The 25,591-nt window shown below is 71.9% G+C and carries 25 protein-coding genes; 9 read left to right on the top strand and 16 right to left on the bottom strand.

Annotation, left to right across the window (positions count from 1 at the left end; genetic code table 11):
- Nucleotides 1–105: 105 nt before the first annotated feature.
- Together AOM05_RS12020 and AOM05_RS12015 are read left to right on the top strand one after the other, a co-directional pair.
- Entirely contained in the window at nt 106–1,368 is a 1,263-nt protein-coding gene (locus AOM05_RS12020; RefSeq protein WP_062522572.1) for a low temperature requirement protein A, read from the top strand.
- 64 nt (nt 1,369–1,432) lie between these two features.
- Complete coding sequence (locus AOM05_RS12015; protein WP_062522570.1) at nt 1,433–2,953, top strand: HNH endonuclease; 1,521 nt, start codon at nt 1,433–1,435, stop codon at nt 2,951–2,953.
- A 112-nt stretch (nt 2,954–3,065) separates the two neighbouring features.
- Here the strand turns inward: AOM05_RS12015 and AOM05_RS12010 are convergent, their stop codons facing one another.
- From AOM05_RS12010 to ligA, 7 genes are all read right to left on the bottom strand, one after another.
- Nucleotides 3,066–3,725 (bottom strand): polysaccharide deacetylase family protein, encoded by a 660-nt coding sequence (locus tag AOM05_RS12010; RefSeq protein WP_062522568.1) that lies wholly within the window; start codon nt 3,723–3,725, stop codon nt 3,066–3,068.
- A gap of 26 nt (nt 3,726–3,751) precedes the next feature.
- Entirely contained in the window at nt 3,752–5,260 is a 1,509-nt protein-coding gene (gatB, locus tag AOM05_RS12005) for an Asp-tRNA(Asn)/Glu-tRNA(Gln) amidotransferase subunit GatB (RefSeq protein WP_062522669.1), read from the bottom strand.
- 5 nt (nt 5,261–5,265) lie between these two features.
- Nucleotides 5,266–6,795 (bottom strand): Asp-tRNA(Asn)/Glu-tRNA(Gln) amidotransferase subunit GatA, encoded by a 1,530-nt coding sequence (gene gatA / locus AOM05_RS12000; RefSeq protein ID WP_228373294.1) that lies wholly within the window; start codon nt 6,793–6,795, stop codon nt 5,266–5,268.
- Entirely contained in the window at nt 6,795–7,094 is a 300-nt protein-coding gene (gene gatC / locus AOM05_RS11995; RefSeq protein WP_062291186.1) for an Asp-tRNA(Asn)/Glu-tRNA(Gln) amidotransferase subunit GatC, read from the bottom strand. Before gatC ends, gatA begins: the two co-directional genes overlap by 1 nt.
- Nucleotides 7,095–7,124: 30 nt before the next feature.
- Nucleotides 7,125–7,691, bottom strand: coding sequence for a GNAT family N-acetyltransferase (locus AOM05_RS14035; protein ID WP_228373293.1), 567 nt, complete (start codon nt 7,689–7,691; stop codon nt 7,125–7,127).
- On the bottom strand, nt 7,688–7,918 hold the full coding sequence (locus tag AOM05_RS14660) for a DUF6479 family protein (RefSeq protein ID WP_062522564.1): 231 nt from the start codon (nt 7,916–7,918) through the stop codon (nt 7,688–7,690). The genes AOM05_RS14035 and AOM05_RS14660 overlap by 4 nt, the downstream gene beginning before the upstream one ends.
- Nucleotides 7,919–7,979: 61 nt before the next feature.
- Nucleotides 7,980–10,073: an NAD-dependent DNA ligase LigA gene (gene ligA / locus AOM05_RS11980; RefSeq protein WP_062522562.1), complete on the bottom strand. Its 2,094-nt coding sequence runs from the start codon at nt 10,071–10,073 to the stop codon at nt 7,980–7,982.
- Nucleotides 10,074–10,191: 118 nt separating this feature from the next.
- Here ligA and AOM05_RS11975 point away from each other — a divergent pair, with 118 nt between their 5' ends.
- Nucleotides 10,192–11,076, top strand: coding sequence for a M15 family metallopeptidase (locus AOM05_RS11975; protein ID WP_062522560.1), 885 nt, complete (start codon nt 10,192–10,194; stop codon nt 11,074–11,076).
- Nucleotides 11,077–11,109: 33 nt separating this feature from the next.
- Complete coding sequence (locus AOM05_RS11970) at nt 11,110–12,471, top strand: 8-oxoguanine deaminase (protein ID WP_062522558.1); 1,362 nt, start codon at nt 11,110–11,112, stop codon at nt 12,469–12,471.
- A 7-nt stretch (nt 12,472–12,478) separates the two neighbouring features.
- Here the strand turns inward: AOM05_RS11970 and AOM05_RS11965 are convergent, their stop codons facing one another.
- From AOM05_RS11965 to AOM05_RS11945, 5 genes are read right to left on the bottom strand one after another with little or no spacing between them, the layout of a single operon-like run.
- Nucleotides 12,479–13,051, bottom strand: a complete 573-nt coding sequence (locus AOM05_RS11965; protein WP_156165171.1) for a helix-turn-helix domain-containing protein — start codon at nt 13,049–13,051, stop codon at nt 12,479–12,481.
- A 2-nt stretch (nt 13,052–13,053) separates the two neighbouring features.
- Nucleotides 13,054–13,929, bottom strand: a complete 876-nt coding sequence (locus AOM05_RS11960; RefSeq protein ID WP_082097504.1) for an ABC transporter permease — start codon at nt 13,927–13,929, stop codon at nt 13,054–13,056.
- Nucleotides 13,926–14,723: an ABC transporter permease gene (locus AOM05_RS11955; protein ID WP_062522555.1), complete on the bottom strand. Its 798-nt coding sequence runs from the start codon at nt 14,721–14,723 to the stop codon at nt 13,926–13,928. The genes AOM05_RS11960 and AOM05_RS11955 overlap by 4 nt, the downstream gene beginning before the upstream one ends.
- Nucleotides 14,723–15,547 (bottom strand): ABC transporter ATP-binding protein, encoded by an 825-nt coding sequence (locus tag AOM05_RS11950; protein WP_062522553.1) that lies wholly within the window; start codon nt 15,545–15,547, stop codon nt 14,723–14,725. The genes AOM05_RS11955 and AOM05_RS11950 overlap by 1 nt, the downstream gene beginning before the upstream one ends.
- Nucleotides 15,548–15,562: 15 nt before the next feature.
- On the bottom strand, nt 15,563–16,648 hold the full coding sequence (locus AOM05_RS11945; RefSeq protein ID WP_062522551.1) for an ABC transporter substrate-binding protein: 1,086 nt from the start codon (nt 16,646–16,648) through the stop codon (nt 15,563–15,565).
- Between the two features lie 240 nt (nt 16,649–16,888).
- On the opposite strand from AOM05_RS11945, the gene AOM05_RS11940 reads away from it, so the two are divergent.
- A complete protein-coding gene (locus AOM05_RS11940) occupies nt 16,889–17,689 on the top strand; it encodes an FAD binding domain-containing protein (RefSeq protein ID WP_062522547.1) in 801 nt (266 codons plus the stop codon).
- Nucleotides 17,686–20,370, top strand: a complete 2,685-nt coding sequence (locus AOM05_RS11935; RefSeq protein WP_062522545.1) for a molybdopterin-dependent oxidoreductase — start codon at nt 17,686–17,688, stop codon at nt 20,368–20,370. Before AOM05_RS11940 ends, AOM05_RS11935 begins: the two co-directional genes overlap by 4 nt.
- A 25-nt stretch (nt 20,371–20,395) precedes the next feature.
- On the opposite strand, the gene AOM05_RS11930 is transcribed toward AOM05_RS11935, so the two are convergent.
- Nucleotides 20,396–21,307, bottom strand: coding sequence for an XdhC family protein (locus tag AOM05_RS11930; protein ID WP_062522543.1), 912 nt, complete (start codon nt 21,305–21,307; stop codon nt 20,396–20,398).
- A gap of 35 nt (nt 21,308–21,342) precedes the next feature.
- On the opposite strand from AOM05_RS11930, the gene allB reads away from it, so the two are divergent.
- Together allB and pucL are read left to right on the top strand one after the other, a co-directional pair.
- A complete protein-coding gene (gene allB / locus AOM05_RS11925) occupies nt 21,343–22,656 on the top strand; it encodes an allantoinase AllB (RefSeq protein ID WP_062522542.1) in 1,314 nt (437 codons plus the stop codon).
- Between the two features lie 64 nt (nt 22,657–22,720).
- Complete coding sequence (gene pucL / locus AOM05_RS11920; RefSeq protein WP_228373292.1) at nt 22,721–23,620, top strand: factor-independent urate hydroxylase; 900 nt, start codon at nt 22,721–22,723, stop codon at nt 23,618–23,620.
- 4 nt (nt 23,621–23,624) lie between these two features.
- On the opposite strand, the gene AOM05_RS11915 is transcribed toward pucL, so the two are convergent.
- Nucleotides 23,625–23,810 carry a KOW motif-containing protein gene (locus AOM05_RS11915; RefSeq protein WP_062522540.1) on the bottom strand — a complete coding sequence of 62 codons (186 nt, stop codon included), beginning with the start codon at nt 23,808–23,810 and terminating at the stop codon, nt 23,625–23,627.
- 46 nt (nt 23,811–23,856) lie between these two features.
- Here AOM05_RS11915 and AOM05_RS11910 point away from each other — a divergent pair, with 46 nt between their 5' ends.
- Nucleotides 23,857–24,738, top strand: coding sequence for a glycosyltransferase family 2 protein (locus tag AOM05_RS11910; RefSeq protein WP_062522538.1), 882 nt, complete (start codon nt 23,857–23,859; stop codon nt 24,736–24,738).
- Here the strand turns inward: AOM05_RS11910 and AOM05_RS11905 are convergent.
- Both AOM05_RS11905 and AOM05_RS11900 read right to left on the bottom strand, forming a co-directional pair.
- Entirely contained in the window at nt 24,702–25,043 is a 342-nt protein-coding gene (locus AOM05_RS11905; RefSeq protein WP_062522536.1) for a hypothetical protein, read from the bottom strand. The genes AOM05_RS11910 and AOM05_RS11905 overlap by 37 nt on opposite strands.
- A 4-nt stretch (nt 25,044–25,047) precedes the next feature.
- The coding region (locus AOM05_RS11900) for a hypothetical protein (protein WP_228373291.1) at nt 25,048–25,591 on the bottom strand (544 nt) is incomplete at its 5' end.

The following is a 25,591-nucleotide window of genomic DNA, read 5'->3' as shown; positions in this document are numbered from 1 at the left end:
TGGCAGCTGCTCCGCACGCTAATCCTTCCAGTCGGATGGAAGGTCAAGGGGTGACGTCGGAGATTCGGGGGTGACGCATCGTCCCGTCTGGGCGAGCATCGGAGCATGAGCGATGCGACCCGGCCCGACGCCTCACCCGCCGCGCGCCGCCGCGGACTGCTCACCATGACCGGCCGAGACCCCGGAGAGCCGCACCGGTCGGCCACGCCGCTCGAGCTGCTCTACGACCTCACCTTGGTGGTCGCATTCGGCGCCGCGAGCTCCGAGCTCGCTCACCTCCTGGCCGAGGGCGTGATCGGCGGTGCCGTGCTGGGCTTCATGTTCGTGATGTTCGCGATCGTGTGGGCGTGGCTCAACTTCACCTGGTTCGCGTCCGCCTACGACACCGATGACTGGGCGTTCAGGCTGCTCACCATGGTGCAGATGGTGGGCGTGCTGGCGATGGCGCTCGGGGCGCCCGCGTTCCTTGCGTCGATCGCGGAGGGGCACAGCCCCGACAACGAGGTGGTGATCGCCGGCTACGTGATCATGCGCGCCTCGATGGTGGTCCTGTGGATCCGTGCCGGACTCGCCGACCCGGAGCGGCGCGACGCATGCTTCCGGCTCGCGGGGCTCACGGCGCTCGCCCAGGCGGGGTGGGTCCTGTCAGGGATCCTGCACGCGCCGTTCGGGGTCGAACTCGTGCTCGCGGCGGGCCTGATCACGTTCGAGATGCTGACGCTCGTGTTCGCGGCCGCCGCGCGGGACCGCATCCCGTGGCACCCGCACCACCTCGCCGAGCGGTTCGGACTGCTCACCATCATCGCGCTCGGCGAAGGCATCTTCGGCACCGCCGCTGCCGTCGCCGCAGTGGTCGACGAGCAGGGATGGTCAGCCGACGCCGCGCTCATCGGGGTCGCTGGCGTGGTGTGCACGTTCGGCATGTGGTGGGCCTACTTCTCCGTCCCCCGCGCCGAGATCCTCGCCGCCCGACGCGACCGCTGGACGCTGTTCGCCTACGGCCACATCCTGCTGTTCACCGCGATCGCGGCGGTGGGCGCCGGAATCCATGTCGCGGCGCTTCACATCGAGGATCACAGCGAGCTCGGCGACGTCGCGACCGTGCTCAGCGTCGCGGTGCCGCTGACCGTCTTCATCGCGCTGGCGTTCGTCTGGTACGCGCTGCTGGTGCGCACCTTCGACCCGTTCCACCTGGCGATCGCAGGCGGATTCATCGCTCTTGTCGGTGCGGGCGTGGGGCTCGCGGCGCTCGGGACGTCGCTCACGACCGCGCTGGTGGTGGTCGCGCTCGCGCCGTGGACGTGGGTCCTCGGGTACGAGACGCTCGGCCGCCAGCACATGGCACAGCATCTCGCGCGGCTCGAGTAAGTTCTCCACAGGCGCCGATGTCCGTTTTGAGGTGATTGTCAGACCCCTCTGGTGTGATGGTCACATGGAAGCAGCACACCTGTTCGACGACCTACCCGGCGGCTCTGGCGCCGGGTTCGCGTCGGCGTGTGTGGACGCCCGTGTGGCGGTGGGGACGATGCGTTCGCTGGCTTCCGTGGGCGGCTCGCCTGACGCGGTGGAGCGGTTCGGTGCGGCGGCGCAGGTCGCCGCAAAGATGGACCTGGTCCTCGCGCGCATGGCCCGCGACATCGATGTCCAGTCGGATGTGCCCGGGGGTGGGCTCGCGAAGCATCACGGCTTCCGGAGCGCGGCCGACCTGGTGGCGTCGCGGATGGGAGCCCACAAGGCCGAGGCGCTCCGGCTGATCGAGGTCGGACGTGCGCTTGAAGAGCGGGAGAAGGGCGGCACGCCCGATCCTGATCCCGAGCCCGATCCGGACGAGCCGGATCCCGATGATGAGGACAACCCGGACGATCCCGAGGACAACGAACCGCCTGAGCCGGAGGATCCTCAACCCACTCCTCAGGTGCGGTACCGCGCGATCGTGACGGAAGCGCTCGACGCGGGACAGATCTCGGCTGATTGCGGGTCGCAGATCCTCGTCATGCTCGACTCGCTGTCCGAGGACGTCACGGATGAGGCGAAGGAGAAGGCCGCAGCCGATCTGGTCAAGCGTGCCCAGGGTTTGGATTCGGGCAAGTTCGCGGCGGTGATCCGCCGCTTCAAGGCCTCCCTCGACGTCGCCCAGCACGAGCGCACGCAGGCGCAGAAGCGTCAGGCCCGGTATCTGAAGATCTGGGAGAACCGTGAAGGGATGGTCGTGGTCGACGGCAAGCTCGATCCCGAGACCGCGGCTCACCTGCAAACGGCGATCGACAAGATGGTCGGCGACCAGATCCGCCGCAGCCGCGACATCCCCGGCGAGGACCTGCGCACCACCGAGCAGATGCGTGCCGACGCCCTCGCGGACCTCGCCCGTCACGCCCTCGGCTGTGAAACCACGACCGCGATCTTCGGCACCACCACCGTCGTCGTCCGCGCGTCGGCCACCGACCTTGAATCCGGGACGGGTCTCGGTGAGGTCGACGGCTGCTCGACACCTATCGGGATGAGCGTCGCGCAGCGCCTGGCCGCCTCCGCGATCATCATCCCCGCCCTCATCGGCGACAAGGGACAGGTCTTGAAGCTCGGACGGACGGTCCGCCCCTTCTCCAAGGCCCAACGCATCGCCCTAGGAGAGCGTGACGGGGGCTGTGCGATGTGCGGAGCCCCGCCGGCATGGACAGAGGCCCACCACATCATCTTCTGGTCCAGGGGCGGCCGCACCGACCTGTCCAACGGCGCCCTGCTCTGCTCCCACTGTCATCACGTGATCCACGATCAAGGCTGGCAGATCAGAGCCACCGACACCGAGATCTGGTTCATTCCTCCCGCATCAGTCGACCCGACACGGACACCCTGGCAAGGCGGCCGAGCACGCTTCGGAGCACCCCGACCCTGGAACACCGCCCCTGACCGTGGCAGCGACCGCGACACCCACCACTCCGGCATCCCGCCCACATAACCACCCCGCCCCGCGGCGCCACCCACCACGGGCGGCGCCGCACAAGCACGTCCGGACACGTGGGGACACCCTCGTACTGCGGGGCGCGGGGGCGCGTCTCAGGCCAGTGGCCCTACGGCATCTCCGGAAGCACGTAGCTCCAGCCCTCGTCGAGCCTCTCGCTCACGACCTCGATGACGGCGTCGACGGTGCCGGAGCGGTTGCCGCCGCCGTCATGGAGCAGCACCAGCTCCCCCGGCACCATGGCCAGCCGCAGCCGGGACGCGAGCACCGCGGGGTCCTGCTCGACCCAGTCCTCGACCGTGTTCGCGACATCGAGCGGCTGCATCCCGAGCCGTACGGCGACCGGGGCGGTGACACCCCACGAGCCGTTCGGCGCCCGCCAGTACGGCACCGGCACGTCGTCACCCACGGCAGCCTCGATGATCTCGAGGTTGCGCAGCATGTCGTCGCGCACGTCGAGGGCGTTCCACTGGCCCATGTCCTCGTACGACGTCGAGTGGTTGCACAGCACGTGCCCGTCAGCGACGATCCGTCGCAGCACGTCCGCGCCCGAAGGGATGGGAGTGCCGTCCGCAGAGATACCCGACGGCCGCAGGATCTCCTCCCCGATGACGGCGAACACGGCTCGGATCCCGCGCGACTTGAGGAAGTCGAGCAGCCGCACCGTGTCGAGGCCGTTGGGGCCGTCATCGAAGGTGAGGGCGCATGCGGGGCCGGAACGCGCGAGACCCCCGCTCGCGACGCGGCGAACGGGGGTCTCGCTGAGCATTCTCGGCGCTCCTAGGGCTTCCGGGATCAGCCCTCGACGCCCGCGCGCTGCAGGATGATCTCCCGCACCCGCCCGGCATCGGCCTGGCCACGCGTGGCCTTCATGACCGCGCCCACGATCGCGCCCGCGGCCTGAACCTTGCCGTCCTGGATCTTGGCGAGGACGTCGGGCTGGGCGGCCAGCGCATCGTCCACGGCCTTCTCCAGCGCCGAGTCGTCCGAGACCACCTCGAGGCCGCGCGACGCGACCACCTCGGCGGGCGAGCCCTCGCCCGCGAGGACGCCCTCGAGCGCCTGGCGCGCGAGCTTGTCGTTGATCTTGCCGGAGTCGATCAGGCCCTGGAGCTCGGCGATCGCAGCAGGCGTCACCGGCAGCTCGGCGAGGGCGACCTCACGGTCGTTCGCGACGCGCGACAGCTCGCCCATCCACCACTTGCGCGCGGCCTGAGCCGACGTGCCCGCGGAGACGGTCGCGGCGATGAGGTCCAGCGCGTCCGCGGCGACCGCGTCGCGCATCTCCAGGTCGGAGAAGCCCCACTCCTCGCGCAGGCGTGCCCGCATCTTGGCGGGGTGCTCGGGGATGGTGCCCCGGAGCTCCTCGACCCACTCGCGGGCCGGCTCGACCGGCAGCAGGTCCGGCTCGGGGAAGTAGCGGTAGTCCTCCGCCTCCTCCTTCGAGCGGCCCGGCGTGGTCGAGGAGGTGTCCTCGTGCCAGTGACGGGTCTCCTGCACCACGGGCTTGCCCGCGAGCAGCAGCGACGCCTGGCGCGAGGCCTCGAAGCGCACCGCGCGCTCGATGGCACGCAGCGAGTTGACGTTCTTGGTCTCGGAGCGCTTGCCGAACGGGACGTCGTCCTGCGACTCCCCCGCGACCGCCTTGGGGCGGAGCGACAGGTTGACGTCGGCGCGCACCGAGCCCTGCTCCATGCGGCCGTCCGAGATGCCCAGGCCCCGCACGATGTCGCGGATGGTCGCGACGTAGGCGCGCGCGACCTCGGCGGTGCGGTCACCCATGCCCGTGATGGGCTTGGTCACGATCTCCACCAGCGGGACGCCGCCGCGGTTGTAGTCGACCAGCGAGTAGTCGGCGCCCTGGATGCCGCCCGAGCCACCCACGTGGGTGTTCTTGCCGGCGTCCTCCTCCATGTGCGCGCGCTCGATCGCGACCGTCACCACGGTGCCGTCGTCGAGGACCACGTCGAGGGAGCCCTCGTAGCAGGTCGGCTCGTCGTACTGCGAGATCTGGTAGTCCTTCGACAGGTCCGGGTAGAAGTAGTTCTTCCGGGCGAAGCGGGAGGACTCGCGGATCGAGCAGCCCAGGGCCAGCCCCAGGCGGATCGCCGACTCGACGGCCTTCTGGTTGGTCACCGGCATCGCGCCGGGCAGGCCCAGGCACACCGGGCAGACCTGGGTGTTCGGAGCGGCACCGAACTCGTTGGCGCAGCCGCAGAACATCTTGGTCCTGGTGTTGAGCTCGACGTGGACCTCGATGCCGAAGACCGGGTCGAACTCCTCCATCGCCTGCTCGTAGGTCATCGTGGTCACGAGGCCACCTCCAGCTCGGGGGCCTGCGCGGACAAGGGGCCGCCCCATTCGGCAGCGAGCGACGCCTCGAGCGCCGCGCCGATGCGATACAGACGGGCGTCCTCGTGCGCCGGGGCCAGGATCTGGAAGCCGACGGGCAGCCCGTCCTCGGGCGCGAGGCCCGACGGCAGCGACATGCCGGGGATGCCCGCGAGGTTGGCGGGGATGGTCGCGATGTCGTTGAGGTACATCGCCAGCGGGTCGTCGATGCGCTCGCCGATCTTGAACGGCGTGGTCGGCGTGGTGGGGGACACCAGCACGTCGCACTGCGCGAACGCCGCGTCGAAGTCGCGCTGCACCAGCGTGCGGACCTTCTGAGCCGAGCCGTAGTAGGCGTCGTAGTAGCCGGCGGACAGCGCGTAGGTGCCGAGGATGATGCGGCGCTTGACCTCGTCGCCGAAGCCCTCGGCGCGGGTCGCGAGCATCGTCTTCTCGACCGTCGACTTCTCGACACGGAGCCCGAAGCGCACCGAGTCGAACTTCGCGAGGTTCGAGGACGCCTCCGACGGGAGGATCACGTAGTACGCCGCGAGCGCGTACTCGAAGGACGGGCAGGAGACCTCGACGACCTCGGCGCCCATCTCACGGAGCCGCGCGAGCGACTCCTCGAAGCGCTGCATGACGCCGGCCTGGTAGCCGCCGTCCGCGCCGGAGAGCTCGCGGACCACGCCCACCTTCACCCCGGTGAGGTCCATGGCGGCACCCTCGAGCGCCGCGGACACCACGGCGGGGACGGGCTCGTCGAGCGAGGTCGCGTCCATCTCGTCGTGGCCGCCCATGACCTCGTGCAGGAGCGCCGTGTCGAGAACGGTGCGGCCGCAGGGGCCCAGCTGGTCGAGCGAGGAGGCGAGCGCGATCGCGCCGAACCGCGAGACGCCGCCGTAGGTGGGCTTCACGCCCACCGTCGCGGTCACCGACGCGGGCTGGCGGATCGAGCCGCCCGTGTCCGAGCCGATGGTGAGGGGCGCCTCGAAGGCCGCGAGCGCCGCGGCCGAGCCGCCGCCCGAGCCGCCGGGGATGCGGGAGAGGTCCCACGGGTTGTGCGTGGGGCCGTAGCCCGAGTGCTCGGTGGAGGAGCCCATCGCGAACTCGTCCATGTTGGTCTTGCCCAGGATCGGCATGCGTGCCTCCCGGACGCGGCGGGTCACCGTCGCGTCGTAGGGCGGGACCCAGCCCTCGAGGATGCGCGAGCCGGCCGTGGTGGGCAGGCCCTTCGTCACGAGGACGTCCTTGATGCCGATCGGCACGCCGGCGAGCCTCGGCAGCGAGACCCCGGCGGCACGGTCCGCGTCCACGGCGCGGGCGGTCTCGAGGGCGCCCTCCGCGTCGATGTGGAGGAACGCGTGCACGGGGCCGTCGACTGCGGCGATGCGGTCGAGGTGCGCCTGCACCAGCTCGACCGAGGTGACCTCGCCGGCGGCGAGGGCGTCGGCCATCTGTGCGGCGGTGGCGCGGGTCCAGTCGGTCACGGCAGAAGTCTCAGCCATCACGCCTCCTCCCCCAGGATCTGGGGGACGCGGAAGCGGCCGTCCTCGGCGTCGGGCGCGCCGGACAGCGCGGCGTCCTGCGCGAGCGACGGACGGACCACGTCCTCGCGGTGGATGTTCGCCATCGGGATCGGGTGGCTCGTCGCGGGGACGTCCTCGCCGGCGACCTCGGCCACCTTGGCGACGGCGTCGACGATCACGGCGAGCTGTCCCGAGAGGCGGTCGAGGTCCGCGTCGGACATGTCGATGCGCGCGAGCCCGGCGAGGCGCGCCACATCGGATCGATCAAGGGAAGACATGGCGTCGAGTCTAGTGGCGCGAGGTCGGGCTCACGGCTCCCAGCTGTACCCGATCAGGCGCACCGCACCCTCGGGCGTCTCCTCGCCCTCGAGCGGCACCCGCGTCACGGTGCCGTCGGGGTTGTCGACCACCACCCAGTCCAGCTCCTCACGCCGGGCGAAGCCCATCCGCTCGTAGAGCCGGTGGGCGCTGTGCATGGTCTCCATGGTCGACAGGACGATGCGCGTGGCCCCCTGCTCGACGGCCCGGTCCATAGCGGCCTGGGTGAGCGTGCGGCCGATGCCTCGGCCGCGCTCGATGGGGCTCACGGCGAGCATCCGCAGCTCGAACTCGGCGTCCTGGGCGAGCTCGATGAACGGGCTGCCCGGCGGCACGAGCGTGATCGTGCCCACGATCGCTCCCTCGCCCTTCTCGCCGTCCATCATGGCGAGCAGCTCGGCATCCTGGGCGCGCGCCGTGGCGTCGCGCAGCTGGGGAAGATAGGGGTGCGCATGGTCGACCAGGCCATCCGCAAGGTAGGCCAGAGCGGTCAGCTCTCCGATCTCCTGAAGGCGGGACTTCTCGTCCGGCCCGACCCTGCGCACCGCGAATCTCACTGTGGACCCTCCCGGGGATCGATGCGACGGTCCCAGTGGGGCGTCGACGTGTCCGATGGCGTGCCCTCGACCGGGTCGGGGTGCTGGCCCGTGGGGCCCCTCCCCGCGTCCGTGGGCGGTGGCGGCGGGGTGGTCTGGCGCTTCCTCACCGCGATCGCGATCGCGATGACGAGCACCACGAGGACCACCACGCCCGCAACGATCCCGATCCATGCTGCGCTGCTCATCGTGGCTCCTCCCTCCCCCTCGCAGCCAGCCTACCCACGGGCCTGCGAGGGCGGCAGGGTTTCAGGCCAGAGCGGCGGGGCCGCCCTCGAGGAGGCGCACGAACGCGGCCTCGTCGAGCATGGGCACCCCCAGCTCCTCGGCCTTCGCGGCCTTGGAGCCGGCGTTCGCGCCGATCACCACGTAGTCGGTCTTCTTGGAGACGGACGATGCGGCCTTGCCTCCGCGCGAGATGATCGCCTCCTTCACGGAGTCGCGGGTAAAGCCCTCGAGCGATCCCGTCGCGACCACGGTGAGGCCCTCGAGGGTGCGCTCGACGGACTCGTCGCGCTCGTCCTCCATGCGCACGCCCGCCGCGGCCCACCGGTCGACGATCTCCACGTGCCACGGCACCGTGAACCACTGCAGCACCGCGTCCGCGATGACGGGGCCGACGCCCTCGACGGCCGCGAGCTCCTCCTCCGAGGCGCCCCGGATCGCGTCCATCGACCCGAAGGCCGTCGCGAGCGCACGCGAGGCGGTGGGGCCCACGTGACGGATCGACAGCGACACCACCACCCGCCACAGCGGCTGGGTCCGCGCCGCCGCGAGGTTGTCGAGCAGCTTCGCGCCGTTGGTGCTGAGGTCGCCCGCGCGCCGCTCCACCCCGCGCACCTTCGAATCCTTGTCGAGCACGAACAGCGGCACACGCCGCAGGTCCTCCTCGGTGAGGTCGAACAGGCCCGCCTCGTTGGGCAGCACCCCCGACTCCACCAGCGCCGCGGCGGCCTTCTCGCCCAGCACCTCGACGTCGAAGGCACCGCGCGAGCCGATGAACGCGATCCGGTCCACGATCTGGGCGGGGCAGCCCTCCGCGTTGGGGCACCGGAGGTCCTTGTCGCCCTCCTTCTGCTCCACCAGAGGCGTGCCGCACGATGGGCACGCGGCGGGCATCTCCCACACCCGCTCGGACCCCGTCCGCGCCGCGACCACCGGGCCGACGATCTCGGGGATGACGTCACCCGCCTTGCGCAGGACCACCGTGTCGCCGATGAGCACGCCCTTACGCGCCACCTCGTGAGCGTTGTGGAGCGTCGCGTAGGTGACCGTGGACCCCGCGACCAGCACCGGCGTCATCACGCCGTAGGGAGTGACCCGGCCCGTGCGGCCCACGTCCACACGGATGTCCTCCAGCGTGGTGTGCACCTCCTCCGGCGGGAACTTGTACGCGATCGCCCACCGCGGCGCACGCGACGTCGAGCCCAGAGCGCCCTGCACGCCGCGGTCGTCGACCTTGAGCACCGCGCCGTCGATCTCGTGGACCATGGCGTGCCGCTTGTCCTCGAGCTCCCGCAGGTAGGCGGCCGCATCCGCCACACCGGACACCACCCGCGCGTGCTCCGTCACCGGCAGGCCCCAGGATGCGAGCACCTCGTAGATGCCGTGCTGGCTCCCGATGGCAGGATGCGGCTCCGCGCCGCCCCACTCGAGCGCGCCGAGCGCGTAGGTGGTGAGCGCGAGCGGCCGCGTCGCCGTCACGGAGGCATCCTTCTGGCGCAGCGACCCGGCGGCGGTGTTGCGCGGGTTCGCGTACGGCGCCTTGCCGTCCTCGAGCAGGCGCGCGTTGAGCTCCTCGAACGCGGCGACCGGCAGGAACACCTCGCCGCGCACCTCGACCACCGCGGGTACGTGCGGACCGGCCAACGTGACCGGCAGCCCCGCGATGGTGCGCACGTTCGCCGTGACGTCCTCGCCCGTGGTGCCGTCGCCGCGCGTGACGCCGCGCACCAGCACGCCGTCCTCGTACGTGAGGGAGATCGACAGCCCGTCGATCTTCGGCTCGCACACCACCGCCTGCGGCCCCGCCTCCTTCTCCACGCGCGCGAGCCACGCCTCCACGTCCTCGAGGGAGAACGCGTTGTCGAGGCTCATCATCCGCTCGCGGTGCTTGACCGACGCGAAGCCCGTGGCGACCGCGCCGCCCACGGTCTGCGTGGGGCTCTCGGGGCTCGCGAGCTCCGGCCACTGCGCCTCGAGCTCGCGCAGCTCGCGCTCGAGCGCGTCGTACTCGCCGTCGGACACGGTGGGCTGGTCCAGCTCGTAGTAGGCGTGGCGGTGCGCCTCGATCTCCTGGACTAGCTCCTGGTGGCGTGCGCGCGGGTCCGTGGGGTCTGTCACGCCCCTATCCCACCACGCCCCACCGACACCCGACGCCCGAAGCGCGACGCACCAAACCCGACGCCCCGAGCGCGACCCGGCCCTGGCATCGTCCCCCGTCGCTCGCTAGCGTGTGCGCATGCGCCTCGCCGTCCCGCTCGCCGTCACGGCCCTCCTGCTCGCCGGCTGCACCACGCCCGGGGAGCCCGAGGCACGCGTCACCGTGACGGAGACGCCGGAGCCGCAGCCCGCGATCACCGCGACCGTCACCCCGGAGCCCGCCCCGGACCCCGGCGTGGACGTCATCGCCCGCCCCTTCGCGCGCCCCGACTGGCTGGGCACCACCGTCCTGGAGAAGCAGGACAACGACCTCGGCAAGCCGGTGCAGACCCCCGACGAGCTCAAGGACCGGCAGCTCGAGCCCGGCGCGACGGCCTACCCGGACCCGGTCACGGACGACTGGTTCGTCGAGATCTCGGACGTCCCGGCGGAGGTCCTCGCGCGCTCGAGCTGGCGCCAGCAGTGCCCGGTCAAGCCCAAGGAGCTGGCGTACATCGTGATGCCGTTCTGGGGCTTCGACCAGCAGGCGCACACGGGCGAGATGATCACCAACGCCGCGCACGCGGAGGAGCTCGCGGCCGTGTTCGAGTCGATGTACGAGCGCCGCTTCCCCATCGAGGAGATGCGCGTCACCACGTGGGACGAGGTCCGCGGCGACCACACCGGCGACCAGAACGTCACCATCAGCTTCGAGTGCCGCAAGGTCACCGGCGGCTTCGATGTGTGGTCCGAGCACGCGTCCGGCCTCGCCGTCGACATCAACCCGTTCCACAACCCCTGGGTCCGCGACGGCTACGTGTTCCCCGAGCTCGCGGGCGCGTACCGCGACCGTGATTGGCTGCGGCCGGGCATGATCGAGACCCAGCGCCAGATCATCGAGGACTTCAAGGCCAAGGGCTGGGAGTGGGGCGGCACCTGGACCGACCTCGACGACTGGATGCACTTCTCCGCCACCGGCCTGTAGAGGGACGATGCGCGGCTCACCCCGGGAGACCACATGGCAGGCAGCACGCTGATCGAGGGCGGGTACGTCGCGACGATGGACCCCGCCGGCGCCGAGTTCCCGCGGGGCTGGGTCGCCATCCGTGGCGGGCGGATCGTGTCCGTGGGCGAGGGCGCGGCGCCCTCCGACGTGCGCGACGCCTTCCCCGACCGGATCGACGCGACCGGCACGCTGGTCACGCCCGGCCTGGTCAACACCCACCACCACCTCTACCAGTGGCTCACGCGCGGGTGGGCGCAGGACTCGATCCTGTTCGACTGGCTGGTCGCCCTGTACCCGACGTGGTCGCGCATCGACGAGGGCACGGCCGGAGCGGCCGCCGCCGGGGCGATGGCCGTGCTCGCGCGCTCCGGCTGCACCACCGTGGGCGACCACCACTACATCTTCCCGCGCGGCTCCGGCGACATCGTGGGCGCGATCGCGCACGAGTCGCGCGCGCTCGGCCTGCGCCTCCACGCCACGCGCGGCTCGATGGACCTGGGCGAGTCGCAGGGCGGCCTGCCGCCCGACTTCGCGGTCGAGACCACGGACGATGCGCTGGTCGCCTCCGCGGAGGCCGTCACCCGGCATCACGACGGGTCCTTCGACTCGATGGTGCGCGTGGCGATCGCCCCCTGCTCGCCGTTCTCGGTCACCAGCGACCTGCTGCGCGAGTCCGCGACCCTGGCCCGCGACCTCCACGTCCGGCTGCACACCCACGGCGCCGAGACGGTCGAGGAGGAGGCCTTCTGCCGCGAACGGTTCGGCATGTCCCCCACCGACTACCTCGAGTCGCTGGGCTGGCTGGGTCCCGACGTGTGGATGGCCCACTGCGTCCACCTGTCCGAGGAGGACGCCGCGCGCTTCGGGGCCACCGGCACCGGAGTGGCCCACTGCCCGTCCTCCAACGCGCGCCTCGCCGCGGGGATCGCGCCCATCCGGTCGCTGCTGAACGCGGGCGCGCCGGTGGGGCTGGGCGTCGACGGCGCGGCGTCCAACGAGCACGGCCGCCTGGGCTCCGAGATCCGGCAGGCGGCGCTGCTCGCGCGGCTGCGCGACGGTGCCGGCGCGATGCCCGTGCGCGACGCCCTGCGGATGGCGACCATGGGCGGCGCGCGGGTGCTGGGCCGCGAGCGCGAGATCGGCTCGCTGGAGGCGGGCAAGCTCGCGGACGTGGTGCTGTGGGAGCTGGGCGACGTCGAGCATGCCGGGATCGCCGATCCGGTGGCGGCGCTCGGGCTCGGGTCGCTGCCGCGCGTGCGCCGCATGCTGGTCCAGGGCGAGGACGTGGTGGTCGACGGGCGGCTGGCGCGCGCCGACGAGCGCGAGATCGCCGGCCGGGTGGTCGCGGCCGCGGAGAGGCTGAAGAGCGCGTGACCTCGGTTCAGCGCACCTGCTGCTTCACCACCAGCAGGCGGTAGCAGTCGCCCCACCAGCGGTGGCGCACCCCGCCGGCGTAGTAGATCGAATCGCCGTGGGTGAGCGCGTGCGCCTTGCCGTCGGTCTCGACCACGGCGTCGCCCTCGAGCACGTAGACGAACTCGTCCTCCGCGTGCACGAACACCTCCCCCGGCTCCGACTCGTCCGAGGACACCAGGATCGGCGTGAAGGGTCGCGCGCCCCTCACCAGGGAGACCGCCGGGCCGCGCGCGAAGCCCTCCGGCGTGGGCCGCCGCGTGCCCGCCCGCACCACCTCGACCGGCTTGACCGGCGCATCGTCCCCCGCCTCCGCCGCCGCGACCAGCTCGACCGGGCTGGTCTCCAGCGCGACCGCGATGCGCCGCAGCGACGGCAGCGAGAGGTTGGCGAGCCCGCGCTCGACCTGGGACAGGAACGGGTGCGAGAGCTCGGTGGCCTCCGCGAGCCCCACCAGGGTGAGGCCGCGCGCCTTCCGCAGCTCCCGCAACCGTGCCCCCAGCCGCGAGGCGGCGGCGTCCCCCTCGCCGGCCTCCCCCACGCTCAGACCCGCTTCGACGGGTGCATGCCCATCCGGGTGAGGACGGTGTTCTCGATGATCTGAACCAGGTTGTAGAGGACCAGCGAGACGCCGGTCACCACCACCACAGAGGCCCACAGCTCGTCGAACTTGGCGGACGTCGAGTAGCCGTTGATCGCGCCGCCGATGCCCTCGCCCGTCGCGAGCCACTCCGCGAGCAGCGCACCTGTGATCGCACCCGGCACGGACACGCGCACCGCCGCGAAGAACGCCGGCAGCGACGCGGGCAGCGCCACCGTGGTGAGCTGCTTCATGGGGCTGCCGCCGTAGACCTGGACCACCTCGAGCGTCTGCTCGGAGGCCTGCTTGAGACCGAACGCGATGTTCACCAGCGCGGGGAACAGCACCACGATGCCGCCCATGACCGCGACGGTCATGAACTCACGCCCGAAGATCATGATGATCACGGGCGCGAACGCGATGAGCGGCACGGAGCGCAGCAGCAGCGCGAGCGGCATGACCGCGTGCTCGAAGCCCTTCGACAGGCGGAAGCCGATCGCACCGAGCAGCGCGAGCAGCAGACCGGCCGCGAAGCCGATGGCGGCGTCGCGCAGCGTGACCGCCAGGTTCGAGGCGATCTCCGCCCGGTTCTCTGCGGCGTCCTCCTCCACGAAGAAGAAGTTCCACACGTCCACCGGGCCCTTGGCGACGTAGGGCGACAGGTCGGAGACCCACAGCACCGCCTGCCACATCACCACGACCGCGATCAGGGTGAGCGCGAAGGTGAGGAGCGACGAGCCCAGGGACTTGAGGGTCGCGCGCCGGGCCTGCCGCTTCACCTGCTCCGCGAGCTCCTCGTCGTGCCCCGGCGGGGTCGGGCGTTCCGTCACGGCGGTCATGCGGCCGCTCCCTTCGCCCAGGGCGTCGACAGCCGCGTGAGCAGCCCGACCGCCAGGTACAGCAGCAGCGCGATCGCACCCGAGGCGAGCGCGATGCCCCACACCCGCGGCGAGTTGAGCGACTGCTGGGCGACGATCATCGCCGGCCCGACGCCGGTCTCGACCTTGCCGAAGTACTCGCCGAGCACCGCGCCCAGGAAGGCCGCGGGCACCGCGATCTGCAGCGCGGTGAGGACCGCGGGCAGGGCCGCGACCACGCGCACCTTGCGCAGCTGGGTGAGCCGGCTGCCGCCGTAGACGTGCACCACGTCGAGGCTCGCCTTGTCCGCGGCGTGGAGGCCCAGCAGGGATCCGACCACGGTGGTGAAGAACACGCTGAGCGCCGCGATGAAGATCGCGGTGCCCGACGGCTCGCCCTTGGACGGCACCTCGAAGATCAGCACCAGCAGCGGGCCGATCGCGACGATCGGGATGCAGTAGGAGATCACCGCGAGCTGCATGACGGAGGCCTCGAGCTTGGGCACCACCATCACCAGCGCGGCGAGCACCAGCGCGACGCCGTTGCCCCACAGGTAGCCCTGCAGCGCCTCGTTGAGCGTGACCGAGAAGTGGACGGTGTAGAAGTCCAGCCCCACGTTGCCCCACTCGACCACCACCTGCCACGGCGTCGGGATGGCCTTCGTGTTGCCCGAGCCGACGTTCGCGAAGATGGTGATCGAGGCGATCCACCACAGCGCGATCAGCGCGACCGCGCTGATGCCGGCGGTGGCCCACGGCGGGAGCCTGCGCTCCATCAGTCGTCCTCGACGGCCGCGCCGCCGGCCCCGAACAGCAGCTCCGAGGCCTGGTCAACGTACGCGTGGAACTCGGGGCTGCGCTGGATGTCGGGCGTGCGCGGGCGGGGCAGGTCGATCTGCATGACCTCCTTGACGCGGCCCGGCCGCGGGCTCATGACCGCCACCTGGTCGGCGAGGAAGATCGCCTCCGAGATGCCGTGCGTCACCAGCAGCGTGGTCGCAGGCTTCGCGGCGAGGATGCGCATGAGCTCGAGGTTGAGGCGCTGGCGCGTCATGTCGTCGAGCGCGCCGAACGGCTCGTCGAGCAGCAGCACCGAGGGCTTGAGCACCAGCGCCCGCGCGATCGAGACGCGCTGGCGCATGCCGCCCGAGAGCTGGGACGGCTTGGCCTTCTCGAATCCCTTGAGGCCCACCAGCTCGATGAGCTCCTCGATGTAGTCGTGATCCACGGGCTTGCCCGAGACCTCGAACGGCAGCTTGATGTTGTTGTAGACGGAGCGCCACGGCAGCAGCGCCGAGTCCTGGAACGCGATGCCCAGCTCGTTGTAGGCGCGCAGGTCCTTGGGTGAACGCCCGTCGACGCGCGTGGTGCCGCTGGTGGGCTGCTCCAGCCCTGCGAGGATCCGCAGGATGGTCGACTTGCCGCAGCCGGAGGGACCGAGCAGGGCCAGGAAGGAGCCGCGGTCCGTGTGGAGGTTCGCGTCCTGGAGCGCGGTCACTGTCTTCTTCCCGGAGGTGAAGACCTTGGTGAGCCCGGAGATCTGCAGGCCGGTGCCCGGGGCGGTCTCGCCCCGGGCACCGGTCTCGGTGACGTCGGTCACTGGTGCTCCCGCAGATCAGCCCGCGTAGGCGATGAGCTCGGGGTGCTCCTCGTAGACCTCGGCCAGCAGGCTGAGGTCGAAGAGGTCCGCGGCCTCGAGCTCGATGCCGGCGCCTGCGAGCGACTCGAGGGTCGCCGCCTGGAGCTCGTCGGAGATGGTGAACAGGCCGTTGGCTGCCGTCTCGTCGGAGACCACCAGGGTCTCGGACTGGGCGATCGAGCCCGCGATCGAGTTCTCGGGGATCAGCTCGAGGTCGGCACCGTACTCCTCGTACGCGAGGCGGGCGCCCTCCTCCGGGTCGTTGACCGCGTCGGTCCAGCCCATGATCTCCGCGTACAGGAACGCCTTGAGCGCGTCGCGGTTCTCCGCGATCGACTGGTCGGTGACCGTGACGGTCTCCGCGACGAACGGCAGGCCGTTGTCCGCGAAGGGCAGGTTCACGGTGTCGTAGCCGGCGGCCTCGACGGTGATGGACTCGTTGGTGAGGTAGGCGATGAAGCCGTCGACCTCGCCGTTGGTGAGCGGCGCGGGGTCGTACTGCACGGGCACGATCTCGACGTCGTCGGTGGTGAGGCCGTTGGCCGCGAGCAGCGCCTCGAACAGCGCGGTGTTGGAGTCCTGGACGCCGATCTTCTTGCCGACCATGTCGTCCACCGTCGCGATGTTGCCGCCGTCAGCGAGCGACAGGACCGTGAAGGGGTTCTTCTGGTACGTGGTGCCGATGATCTTCAGCGGCGCCTCCTCCGCGGCGACCGCGGAGCCGATCGACACGGCGTCCGAGAGCGCGACGTCCGCGGTGCCCGAGAGCAGCTCGGCGGCACCGGTCGACGGGCCGGGCACCAGCTCGACCGAGTCGAAGCCGGCCTCGGTGTAGTAGCCCTGCGAGTCGGCGAAGAACTCGCCCGCGAACTCCTCGTTCTTGATCCAGGACAGCTGGACGGTGAGGTCGCCGTAGGAGACCGCCTCCTCCATCGCCTCGCCGGACTCCGACCCGGCGGGGTCGGCCTCGCCGGACGAGCAGGCCGCGAGCGCGAGCGCGGCGACCGCCGCACCGGCGGCGGCTGCCGTGAGGCGCCCCGCCTTGCCGTTGATGAAACGCATGTGATCTCCCTCTTCGGATGGACGCGCGATGCGCCGGGGAGCATGGTGGTGGGGTCGCCTCCCGCGGCATCCGGACACACGCCCGGCACGTCGGGACGACGTTATGGAATGTAGATTTCATGAACATGCCCTCTTGTGTTTCGCCCTCGTAAATTCGCGGTTCCGTGACACAACCGTGACAATTCCGCGTGGCAGACTCGCCCGAAAGTCCGGAACGTCTCGGTACGGAAGGAGCGCGTCATGGACCTCACGACGGTCGCGACCTACCGCCGCGCCGCCACCCGCGAGGACGTCCGCCTCACCCCCGGCGAGCGCTTCCTGGCCGGCGGGACCTGGCTGTTCTCCGAGCCCAACCGCGACGTCACGGGCCTCGTGGACCTCGCGGACCTGCCCGGCCCGCGCCTCGAGGTGAGCCGCGAGGGTCTCACCATCGGGCCGGCCTGCACCATCGCCGACCTGATCGCCCTCCCGCCGCACATCGGCTGGGCCGCGCAGCCGCTGTTCGCCGCCGCCGCGGACGCGCTGCTCGCCGGCTTCAAGATCTGGAACGAGGCCACGGTCATCGGCAACATCGCGCGCGCCTACGCGGCCGGCGCGATGCTGGCGGCCTGCGCGACCCTCGACGCCGACGCCCTCATCTGGACCGCCGCCGGCGAGGACCGCATCGTCCCCGTCGCGGACCTGCCCACCGGGAACGGCACCACGTCGCTCGCGCACGGCGACCTCATCCGCGAGGTGCGCGTCCCCGCGGACGCGCTGCGGGCGCGGGCCGCGCTGCGCAAGATCGCGCTGGCGGAGCTCGGCCGCTCGGGCGCCGTGGTCTCCGGCCGCGCGCACGCGGACGGGCGCACCGTCATCGTCATCACCGCCGCGACGCTGACCCCCACCGTCCTGAGGTACGCCGCGCCCCCCGGACCCGACCGGGCACGAGAGGATGCGCGCGCCGCGACGGGCTTCTACACGGACGCGCTCGGGGCCGCGGACTGGCGCCGCCACGTCGCGGGCGTCCTGGCCGCCGAGGTCGCGGAGGAGCTCGCGTGAGGGTCGACGGCACAGCGCTCGAGGGCGAAGCCCGCCCGGGCCAATGCCTGCGCACCTACCTGCGCGAACGCGGCGTCCACACCGTCAAGAAGGGCTGCGACGCGGGCGACTGCGGCGCCTGCACCGTGCTGGTGGACGGGCGACCGGTGCACTCGTGCCTCTACCCCGCCGTGCGCGCCGAGGGCCGCGACGTCACCACCGCCGGCGGCCTCGCCCCCGGCGACGAGCCGCACCCCGTCCAGGACTCCTTCGCGCGCCACTTCGCGTTCCAGTGCGGCTTCTGCACGCCGGGGATGACGGTCACCGCGTCCACGCTCACCGAGGACGACCTCCCCGACCTCGACACGCGCCTCAAGGGCAACCTGTGCCGCTGCACCGGCTACCGCCCCATCCGCGAGGCCGTCGAGCACGCCGTCCGCGGCTGCGGCGGCGACTGCGTGGGGTGCCCCACGGGCCAGGGGGACGTGCGGGGGGACGATGCGCCGGTCGCCGCGGGCGCCGACGTCCGGCCTCCCGCTGCGGACCGGGTGGTGCAGGGCCGCGAGCCGTACACGTTCGACGTCGACGTGCCCGGCCTCACCCACCTCAAGGTGCTCGGATCTCCGCACGCCCACGCGCGCATCGTCTCGATCGACGCCTCGGCGGCGCTCGCCATGCCGGGCGTCCACGCGGTCCTCACGCACGAGGACGCGCCGGTCACCCGCTACTCGACCGCGCGCCACGCGAACCGGCTCGACGACCCTCGCGACACCCGCATCCTCGACTCCACCGTGAGGTTCCGCGGGCAGCGGGTCGCGGCGGTGGTCGCGGACACGCCGGCCCTCGCGGAGGCCGGCTGCGCCGCACTGCGGGTCGAGTACGAGGTGCTTCCCGCGGTGCTCGACCCCGAGGAGGCGCGCTCGCCCGGCGCGCCCCTGATCCACCCCGGGCTGACCCCGGAGGACGGGGTGGAGGACGCGTCGCGTAACCTCGTCGCGTCCTGGCGAGGCGCCTACGGCAACGTCGGGCGGGGCCTCGCGCGTGCCACCGCGGTCGCGACCGGCGCCTGGTCGAACGCGCGGGTCAGCCACGCGCAGCTCGAGACCCACGGGTCGATCGGGTGGATCGCCGAGGACGGCCGCCTCACCCTGCGCACCAGCACCCAGGTGCCGTTCCTCACCCGCGACGAGCTCGCGCTGGTGCTCGACCTCGACCCCGCGACCGTGCGCGTGTTCTCCGCGCGCGTGGGCGGCGGCTTCGGCGGCAAGCAGGAGATCTTCACCGAGGACATCGTGGCGCTGGCCGTGCTGCGGACCGGCCGTCCGGTGGCGTACGAGATGACGCGCGAGGAGGAGTTCGTGCGCACCGCGACGCGCCACCCCTTCCGCGTCACCGCGACGCTCGGGGCCGACTCCGACGGTCGGCTCACCGCCATGGACATCGAGGTGCTGTCCAACACCGGCGCGTACGGCAACCACGCGATCGGCGTGATGTTCCACGGCTGCGCCGAGTCGCTCGAGGCGTACCGCTCCCCCGCCAAGCGCCTGCACGCCGAGGTGGTCTACACGAACACCACGCCCGCCGGAGCGTTCCGCGGCTACGGGCTGGGGCAGGTGATCTTCGCCGTCGAGTCCGCGCTCGACGAGCTCGCCCTGCAGCTCGGGATCGACCCGTTCGAGCTGCGCCGCCTCAACGCGGTGCGCGACGGCGACAAGCTGGGGGTGACCGAGCGGCGCCACCACGACGATCTGGTCTTCGGGTCCTACGGACTGGACCAGTGCCTCGACCTCGCGGAGGCGGCGCTGGCGCGCGGCAACGGCGTCGCCGCTCCGGACGGGTGGGCCGTGGGCGAGGGCATGGCGCTCAGCATGATCGCCACCGTCCCGCCGCGCGGCCACCCCGCCACGGCAGCGGTCACGGCGTTCCCCGACGGCACCGTCGAGGTGGCGGCCGGCACTGTCGAGTTCGGCAACGGCACGCACACCGTGCTCACGCAGATCGCGGCCGAGGCGCTCGGGCTCGCCCCCGCCGCCGTGCGGCTGCGCACCTCCGACACGGACGCGACTACCCACGACACGGGTGCGTGGGGCTCCACCGGCATCACCGTCGCGGGCAAGGCGGTGCACGCGGCGGCGGTCGCGCTGCGCTCGCTGCTGGACGGAGGCGCCACCGTCCCTCCCGAGGGCCTCACCGCCCACGGCGAGACCGACGGCAAGGTCCGCTCGCTCGCGTTCAACGTCCACGCCGCGCGCGTGGCGGTCGAGGTGGAGACGGGACGCGTGCGCATCCTGCAGTCCATCCAGGCCGCGGACGCCGGCACCGTGCTCAACCCCGCCCAGTGCCGCGGCCAGATCGAGGGCGGCGTCGCGCAGGGCATCGGGTCCGCGCTCTACGAGGAGGTGCTCATGGGGCCGGAGGGCTCGCCCACCAACCCCGCCTTCCGCGTCTACCGCGTGCCCCAGATCGCCGATATCCCCGACACCGAGGTCTACTTCGCGGACACCTCGGACTCGCTGGGGCCGCTGGGCGCAAAGTCCATGTCCGAGTCGCCGTACAACCCCGTCGCGCCGGCGCTCGCCAACGCGATCCGGCGCGCGATCGGTGCGCGCCCCATGGAGCTGCCGATGACCCGCGACCGCGTGTGGCGCCTCGCGGCGGGAGCGCCGACCTCTGCCGGGCGGGACACTCACCGTGCTTTCTGACGGCTCGATGCGCCGGGCGGGACAATCACCTGCGATGGATAGCGCCGCGCGTCTCCCGCAGCGGCCGCCCGCTCGCGCCCGTCCGGTCCGCGATCACCTCGGCGAGGATCGCGATCGCGGTCTCCGCCGGGGAGGACCCGCCCAGATCCAGGCCTATCGGCGAGCGCAACCCGGCCAGCGCATCGTCCCCCACGCCGGACTCGCGCAGGCGCTCGAGCCTGCGCTCGTGCGTGACCCGCGAGCCCATCGCGCCCACGTAGCCCGCGGGCGAGGCGAGCGCGACCGCGAGCGCGGGGACGTCGACGCGGTCGTCGTGGGTGAGGACGCAGATCACCGTGGACTCCTCGATCGCGAGGTCGCGCAGGAAGCGGTCGGGCCAGGCGACGTGGACCTCGTGGGCGGCGGGCAGCCGCTCGGGGGTCGCGAACACGGGACGCGGGTCGACCACGATCACGCGGTAGCCCAGCGCGCGGCCCGCCGCCGCGAGCGCCGGCGCGAAGTCCACCGCGCCCACGATCACCAGCCGGGGCGCCCTGGGTCGGGTGAGGCGGTGGCCGCCGGGCAGCTCCAGCGTGACCTCGCCATCCTCGAGGGACGCCTCGAGCGCCTGGACGATGCGCCGGTCGCCCGGTCCGGCATGGAACGCGAGCACGTCGACGGCTCCGCCGCACGCGAGGCCCGGGCGCAGCAGGTCGCCCTCGCCGCCGAGCGTCGCGCGCACGGGAGCAGGGTCGGCGAGGCGGGCCAGCGCGAGCTCGTAGGCCTCGGACTCGATGCAGCCGCCCGAGATCGCGCCGATCGCCCGGCCGTCCGAGGTCACCGCCATCGCGGAGCCCGGCGCGCGGGGCGTGGAGCCGTGGACGCCGGTCACCACCACGACGCCGAGCGCGCCGCCCTCGTGCAGCACCCCCAGCGCCTCGCGCGCGATCTCGAACACGTCCGCCAGTCTGTCAGCCGTCGGGGAGGGAATCCATGAACGACCTCGTCATCCGCGCCGCGCGCGCCGTCCTGCCCGACGGGGAGGGGCCCGCGTCGGTCGTGGTCGCGGGCGGCCAGATAGTCGCGGTCGGCCCGCACGATGCGCCGGTCGCCGCGGCCGCCGAGGTCACCCTGGGCGCGGACGAGGTCCTCCTGCCCGGCGGGGTCGACACCCACGTCCACGTGAACGAGCCGGGCCGGACCGAGTGGGAGGGCTTCGACTCCGCGACCCGGGCCGCGCGCGCCGGCGGCGTCACCACGTTCATCGACATGCCGCTCAACTCCATCCCGCCCACCGTGTCCGTCGAGGCGCTGGGCGTGAAGCGCGCCGTGGCCGGCGAGAAGTCCCACGTCAACGTGGGCTTCTGGGGCGGCGCGATCCCGTCCTCGCTGGGCTCGCTGCGCTCGCTCTGGGAGGCGGGGGTGTTCGGCTTCAAGTGCTTCCTCGCGCCGTCCGGCGTCGACGAGTTCCCTCACCTGGACCGCGACCAGCTGCGGGCGGCGATGGAGGAGATCGCGTCCTTCGGAGGGTTGCTGATCGTGCATGCCGAGGACCCGGACGTGCTCTCACGTCACGAGTCAGGGATCGGGCGGGGGTACGGATCCTTCGTGGAGTCGCGGCCCGAGTCCGCCGAGACCAGCGCCATCGAGGCCGTCATCGACGGTGTCCGCGCGACCGGCGTGCGCGCCCACATCCTGCACCTTTCCGCGGCCGCCGCGCTGCCGCTCATCGCGGACGCGAAGGCCGAGGGCCTGCCGCTCACCGTCGAGACCTGCCCGCACTACCTCACGTTCGACGCGGCCCACATCGATGATGGCGCCACGCAGTACAAGTGCTGCCCGCCCATCCGCTCGGAGGCCAACCGAGACGCGCTGTGGCGGGCGCTCGCCGAGGGCGTCATCGATTTCGTCGCCTCCGACCACTCCCCCGCGACCGCAGACCTCAAGTTCGCCGGCGACGGCGACTTCGGGGTGGCGTGGGGCGGGATCGCGGGGCTGCAGACGTCGCTCGCGGCTGTGTGGACCGGCGCGCGACTACGCGGCTACTCGCTCGCGCAGGTGTCCGCGTGGACGTCCGCGATCCCGGCGGCCTGGGCCGGGCTCGCGTCGAAGGGCGCGATCGAGGCGGGCCGCGATGCGGACCTGGTGGTCTTCGCGCCCGAGGAGCCATGGGAGGTCCACGCCACCGAGCTCCAGCACCGCAACCCGGTGAGCGCCTACGACGGGCGGGCGCTCGCCGGTCGGGTCCGCCGCGTGTGGGTCGGCGGCTCGGAGGACGCGGACGGGGTGCTGCTCGACCGCCCCTGAGCCCGACACAACGCCGTGACCCCTCGAAATGTCGATGAAATCAACATGGCCTAGCGTGCGAGGCATGATCATCCTGGGCGACCACCAGTACGGCAAGGCCGAGAACCGGATCGTGCGGATCGTGCGCGACACCCCGCGTCACGAGATCCGCGACGTCAATGTCTCCACGTGCCTGCGCGGCCGCTTCGAGGACGCGCACCTCACCGGCGACCAGGGCGCTGTGCTCCCGACGGACACCCAGAAGCAGACCTCGTACGCGTTCGCGAAGACGGTGGGCCTCGAGTCGCTCGAGCGGTACGCGCTCGCGCTCGCCACCCACTTCGTGGCCGACGTCGAGCCCGTGGACCAGGCCCGCGTCGAGCTCGAGGAGTTCGCATGGGAGCGCGTGTCCGTGGGCGGCGCCGAGCACGACTTCGCCTGGGTCCGCTCCGGCCAGGAGGTCCGCACCGTCGCGGTGACCGTCGAGGACGGCGCCACGTGGATCACGGGCGGCCTCAAGGACCTGGTGGTGCTGAAGTCCTCGGGCTCCGAGTTCCACGGCTTCCTCAAGGACGAGTACACCGTCCTCGAGCCCACCTCCGACCGCATCATGGCGACGTCGCTGGTCGCGAAGTGGCGGTTCGGCGAGGTGGATGCGGAGACGTTCGACTTCGAAGAGACCTACGCCGAGATCAAGGCCGCGCTGGTCGAGACCTTCGCAGGCTTCCACTCCCTCGCGCTCCAGCAGACCCTCTACGAGATGGGCAAGGCCGCCCTCGAGGCCGTGCCCGAGCTGGTCGAGGTGCGCCTGTCCGCCCCCAACAAGCACCACTTCGCGTACGACCTCGCGCGCTTCGGCATCGCCAACGACAACGAGGTCTTCCACGCGGACGACCGCCCGTACGGCCTCATCCAGGCGTCCGTCACCAGGGACGATGCGCCGGCCGCCGGCCCCGCCTGGCACCAGTACTCGGGGCTCGTGTAGGCGGTCAGCCCTCCACGGCGCGGAGGTTCTTGGCGAGCGTCTTGAAGCGCTCGCCCGTGTCCTGAACCACGGTGATGGTCACGGCGCCGGTCTTGCTCGTCTTGAGGTCGGCCACTGTGCCGGACTTGCCGGCGTGCGTCCCCGCGACCACCTCACAGCGGTCGCCGTCCTTGATCTCCCCGTCGGCCATGACCCCAGTCTCACACCGGCGCCAGCCGCTCCACTAGCCTGGCGGCGTGACCGAGGTCAGCGTCGTCATCACCGCCTTCGACCAGGGAGGGCTGGTCGCGGAGGCCGTCGCGTCCGTGTGGGCGCAGACCGTGCGGCCCGCGCGCGTGGTGGTCGTGGACGACGGCTCGAGCGATCCCGGGTCGCTCGCGGTGCTCGACCGGCTCGCGCAGAGCGGCACCGAGGTCCTCCGTCAGGCGAACGCCGGGGTGAGCGCGGCGCGCAACGCGGGGATCCGCGCGGTCGGAGAGCCGTTCGTGGTGGTGCTCGACGGCGACGACAGGCTCGCACCCGCCTTCATCGAGCGGACCCGCGCGCTGCTCGACGGCGACCCCGAGATGGTCGCCGCCTCGAGCTGGATGCGCACGCACGGCGTGCTCGAGGCGGAGGTGCGGCCCGGCGGCGGCCGCGCCGTGGACTTCCTCGCGCGGAACGGGTGCCCCGCGACCGCGCTGCTCAGGCGCGCCGCCTGTGAGGCGGCCGGCGGCTACGACGAGGCGATGCGGGCGGGCTTCGAGGACTGGGACCTGTTCCTGGCGCTGCTGGCCGGCGGCGGCTCGATCGGGATCGTGTCGGAGCCGCTGATCGAGTACCGCACCTCTCCCGTCTCGGCGAACGTCCGCTCGATGACGCAGCGGCTCGAGCTGTACGGCGGGCTCATCGACAAGCACCGGCCGCTCTTCGACGCGCACCTGCGCGAGGCGCTGCTCGCGCTCGAGGGCCGCGCGATCGGGCTCGGTGCGCGCGTGGAGGAACTGCTCCTACGCCACCCCGGCGAACCGTTCGGCGAGGTCAGTTACGGAGACGGCGGGATGGCGGCCGCGGTGCGCGTCGCGTCAGCGCGCGGAAAGGGTTACTCGTCGGAGTCGGGAATCGGGTCGAACCAGTAGGAGCCCTTCTCGTCCGCGACCCACCCGAACCGCGCGTGCCCCTCGCCGATCGCGGTATTGAGGACCTCGTCGATGTAGATCCCCAGCATCCCGAGCACGTCGCCATCCAGGAACCGGTCGGCCGCGATCGGCGCGGCGACCTCGCTCAGCTTCTCGTCGTCGACCACCACCTGCGCCACGAGAGGTACGCCCTCGAGCACCTGCTCGGGGAGCCTGGTGACTTGGAAGCCCTCCGGGGTGCGCACCGCCGGCATGCCCCCGTAGTAGCGGTTCCAGAACGCGACGAGCTCGTCGACGGTGGTCATGACGTCAACCTAGCGGCACGCAGTGGCCGCGCGCTGGCGTGGCGGAGATGATCTTGTTCTGGCGGATATCCACGACCACCTGGAAGATCCGCCACTTCAGGTACTGCCCGGTGCGTGCGTCGCGAACCGGCAGCGAGCGCGAGTAGCAGTACTTGTTGTTGCCGCGGTAGTACTTGACCGCCGGGTTCGCAAGCACGTTGCGGATCGCATAGTCCGCCATGTACCGCCAGTTGCCCGCGAGGTTGGTTCCCGCCGCGACGTTCTCGAAGTCGACGGCGTGGCGCATCTCGATGTGGCGGAAGCCCCACGTATCCGTTCCGCACCAGAGTCGGGTCTGCACCGTCCCGTACCGCTTGAAGGTCGCGATGGTCTTGTTCTTCGCGGTGCTGATGCCGCAGGCGCCCCACGTCTGCCACGGCAGATCCGCCCGGATCGAAGCGATCACGCTTCCATCAGAAGCCACCGGCGCCCCGTGAGCCACCGCGATCGGACTCAGCAACGCGACCCCCGTCGCGATCGCCACCCACACGCCATGCCTGCGCATCGTC

This window comes from Demequina silvatica (assembly GCF_000971215.1).
GTDB lineage: Bacteria > Actinomycetota > Actinomycetes > Actinomycetales > Demequinaceae > Demequina > Demequina silvatica.
This window is presented reverse-complemented; position numbering and strand designations above follow the sequence as displayed.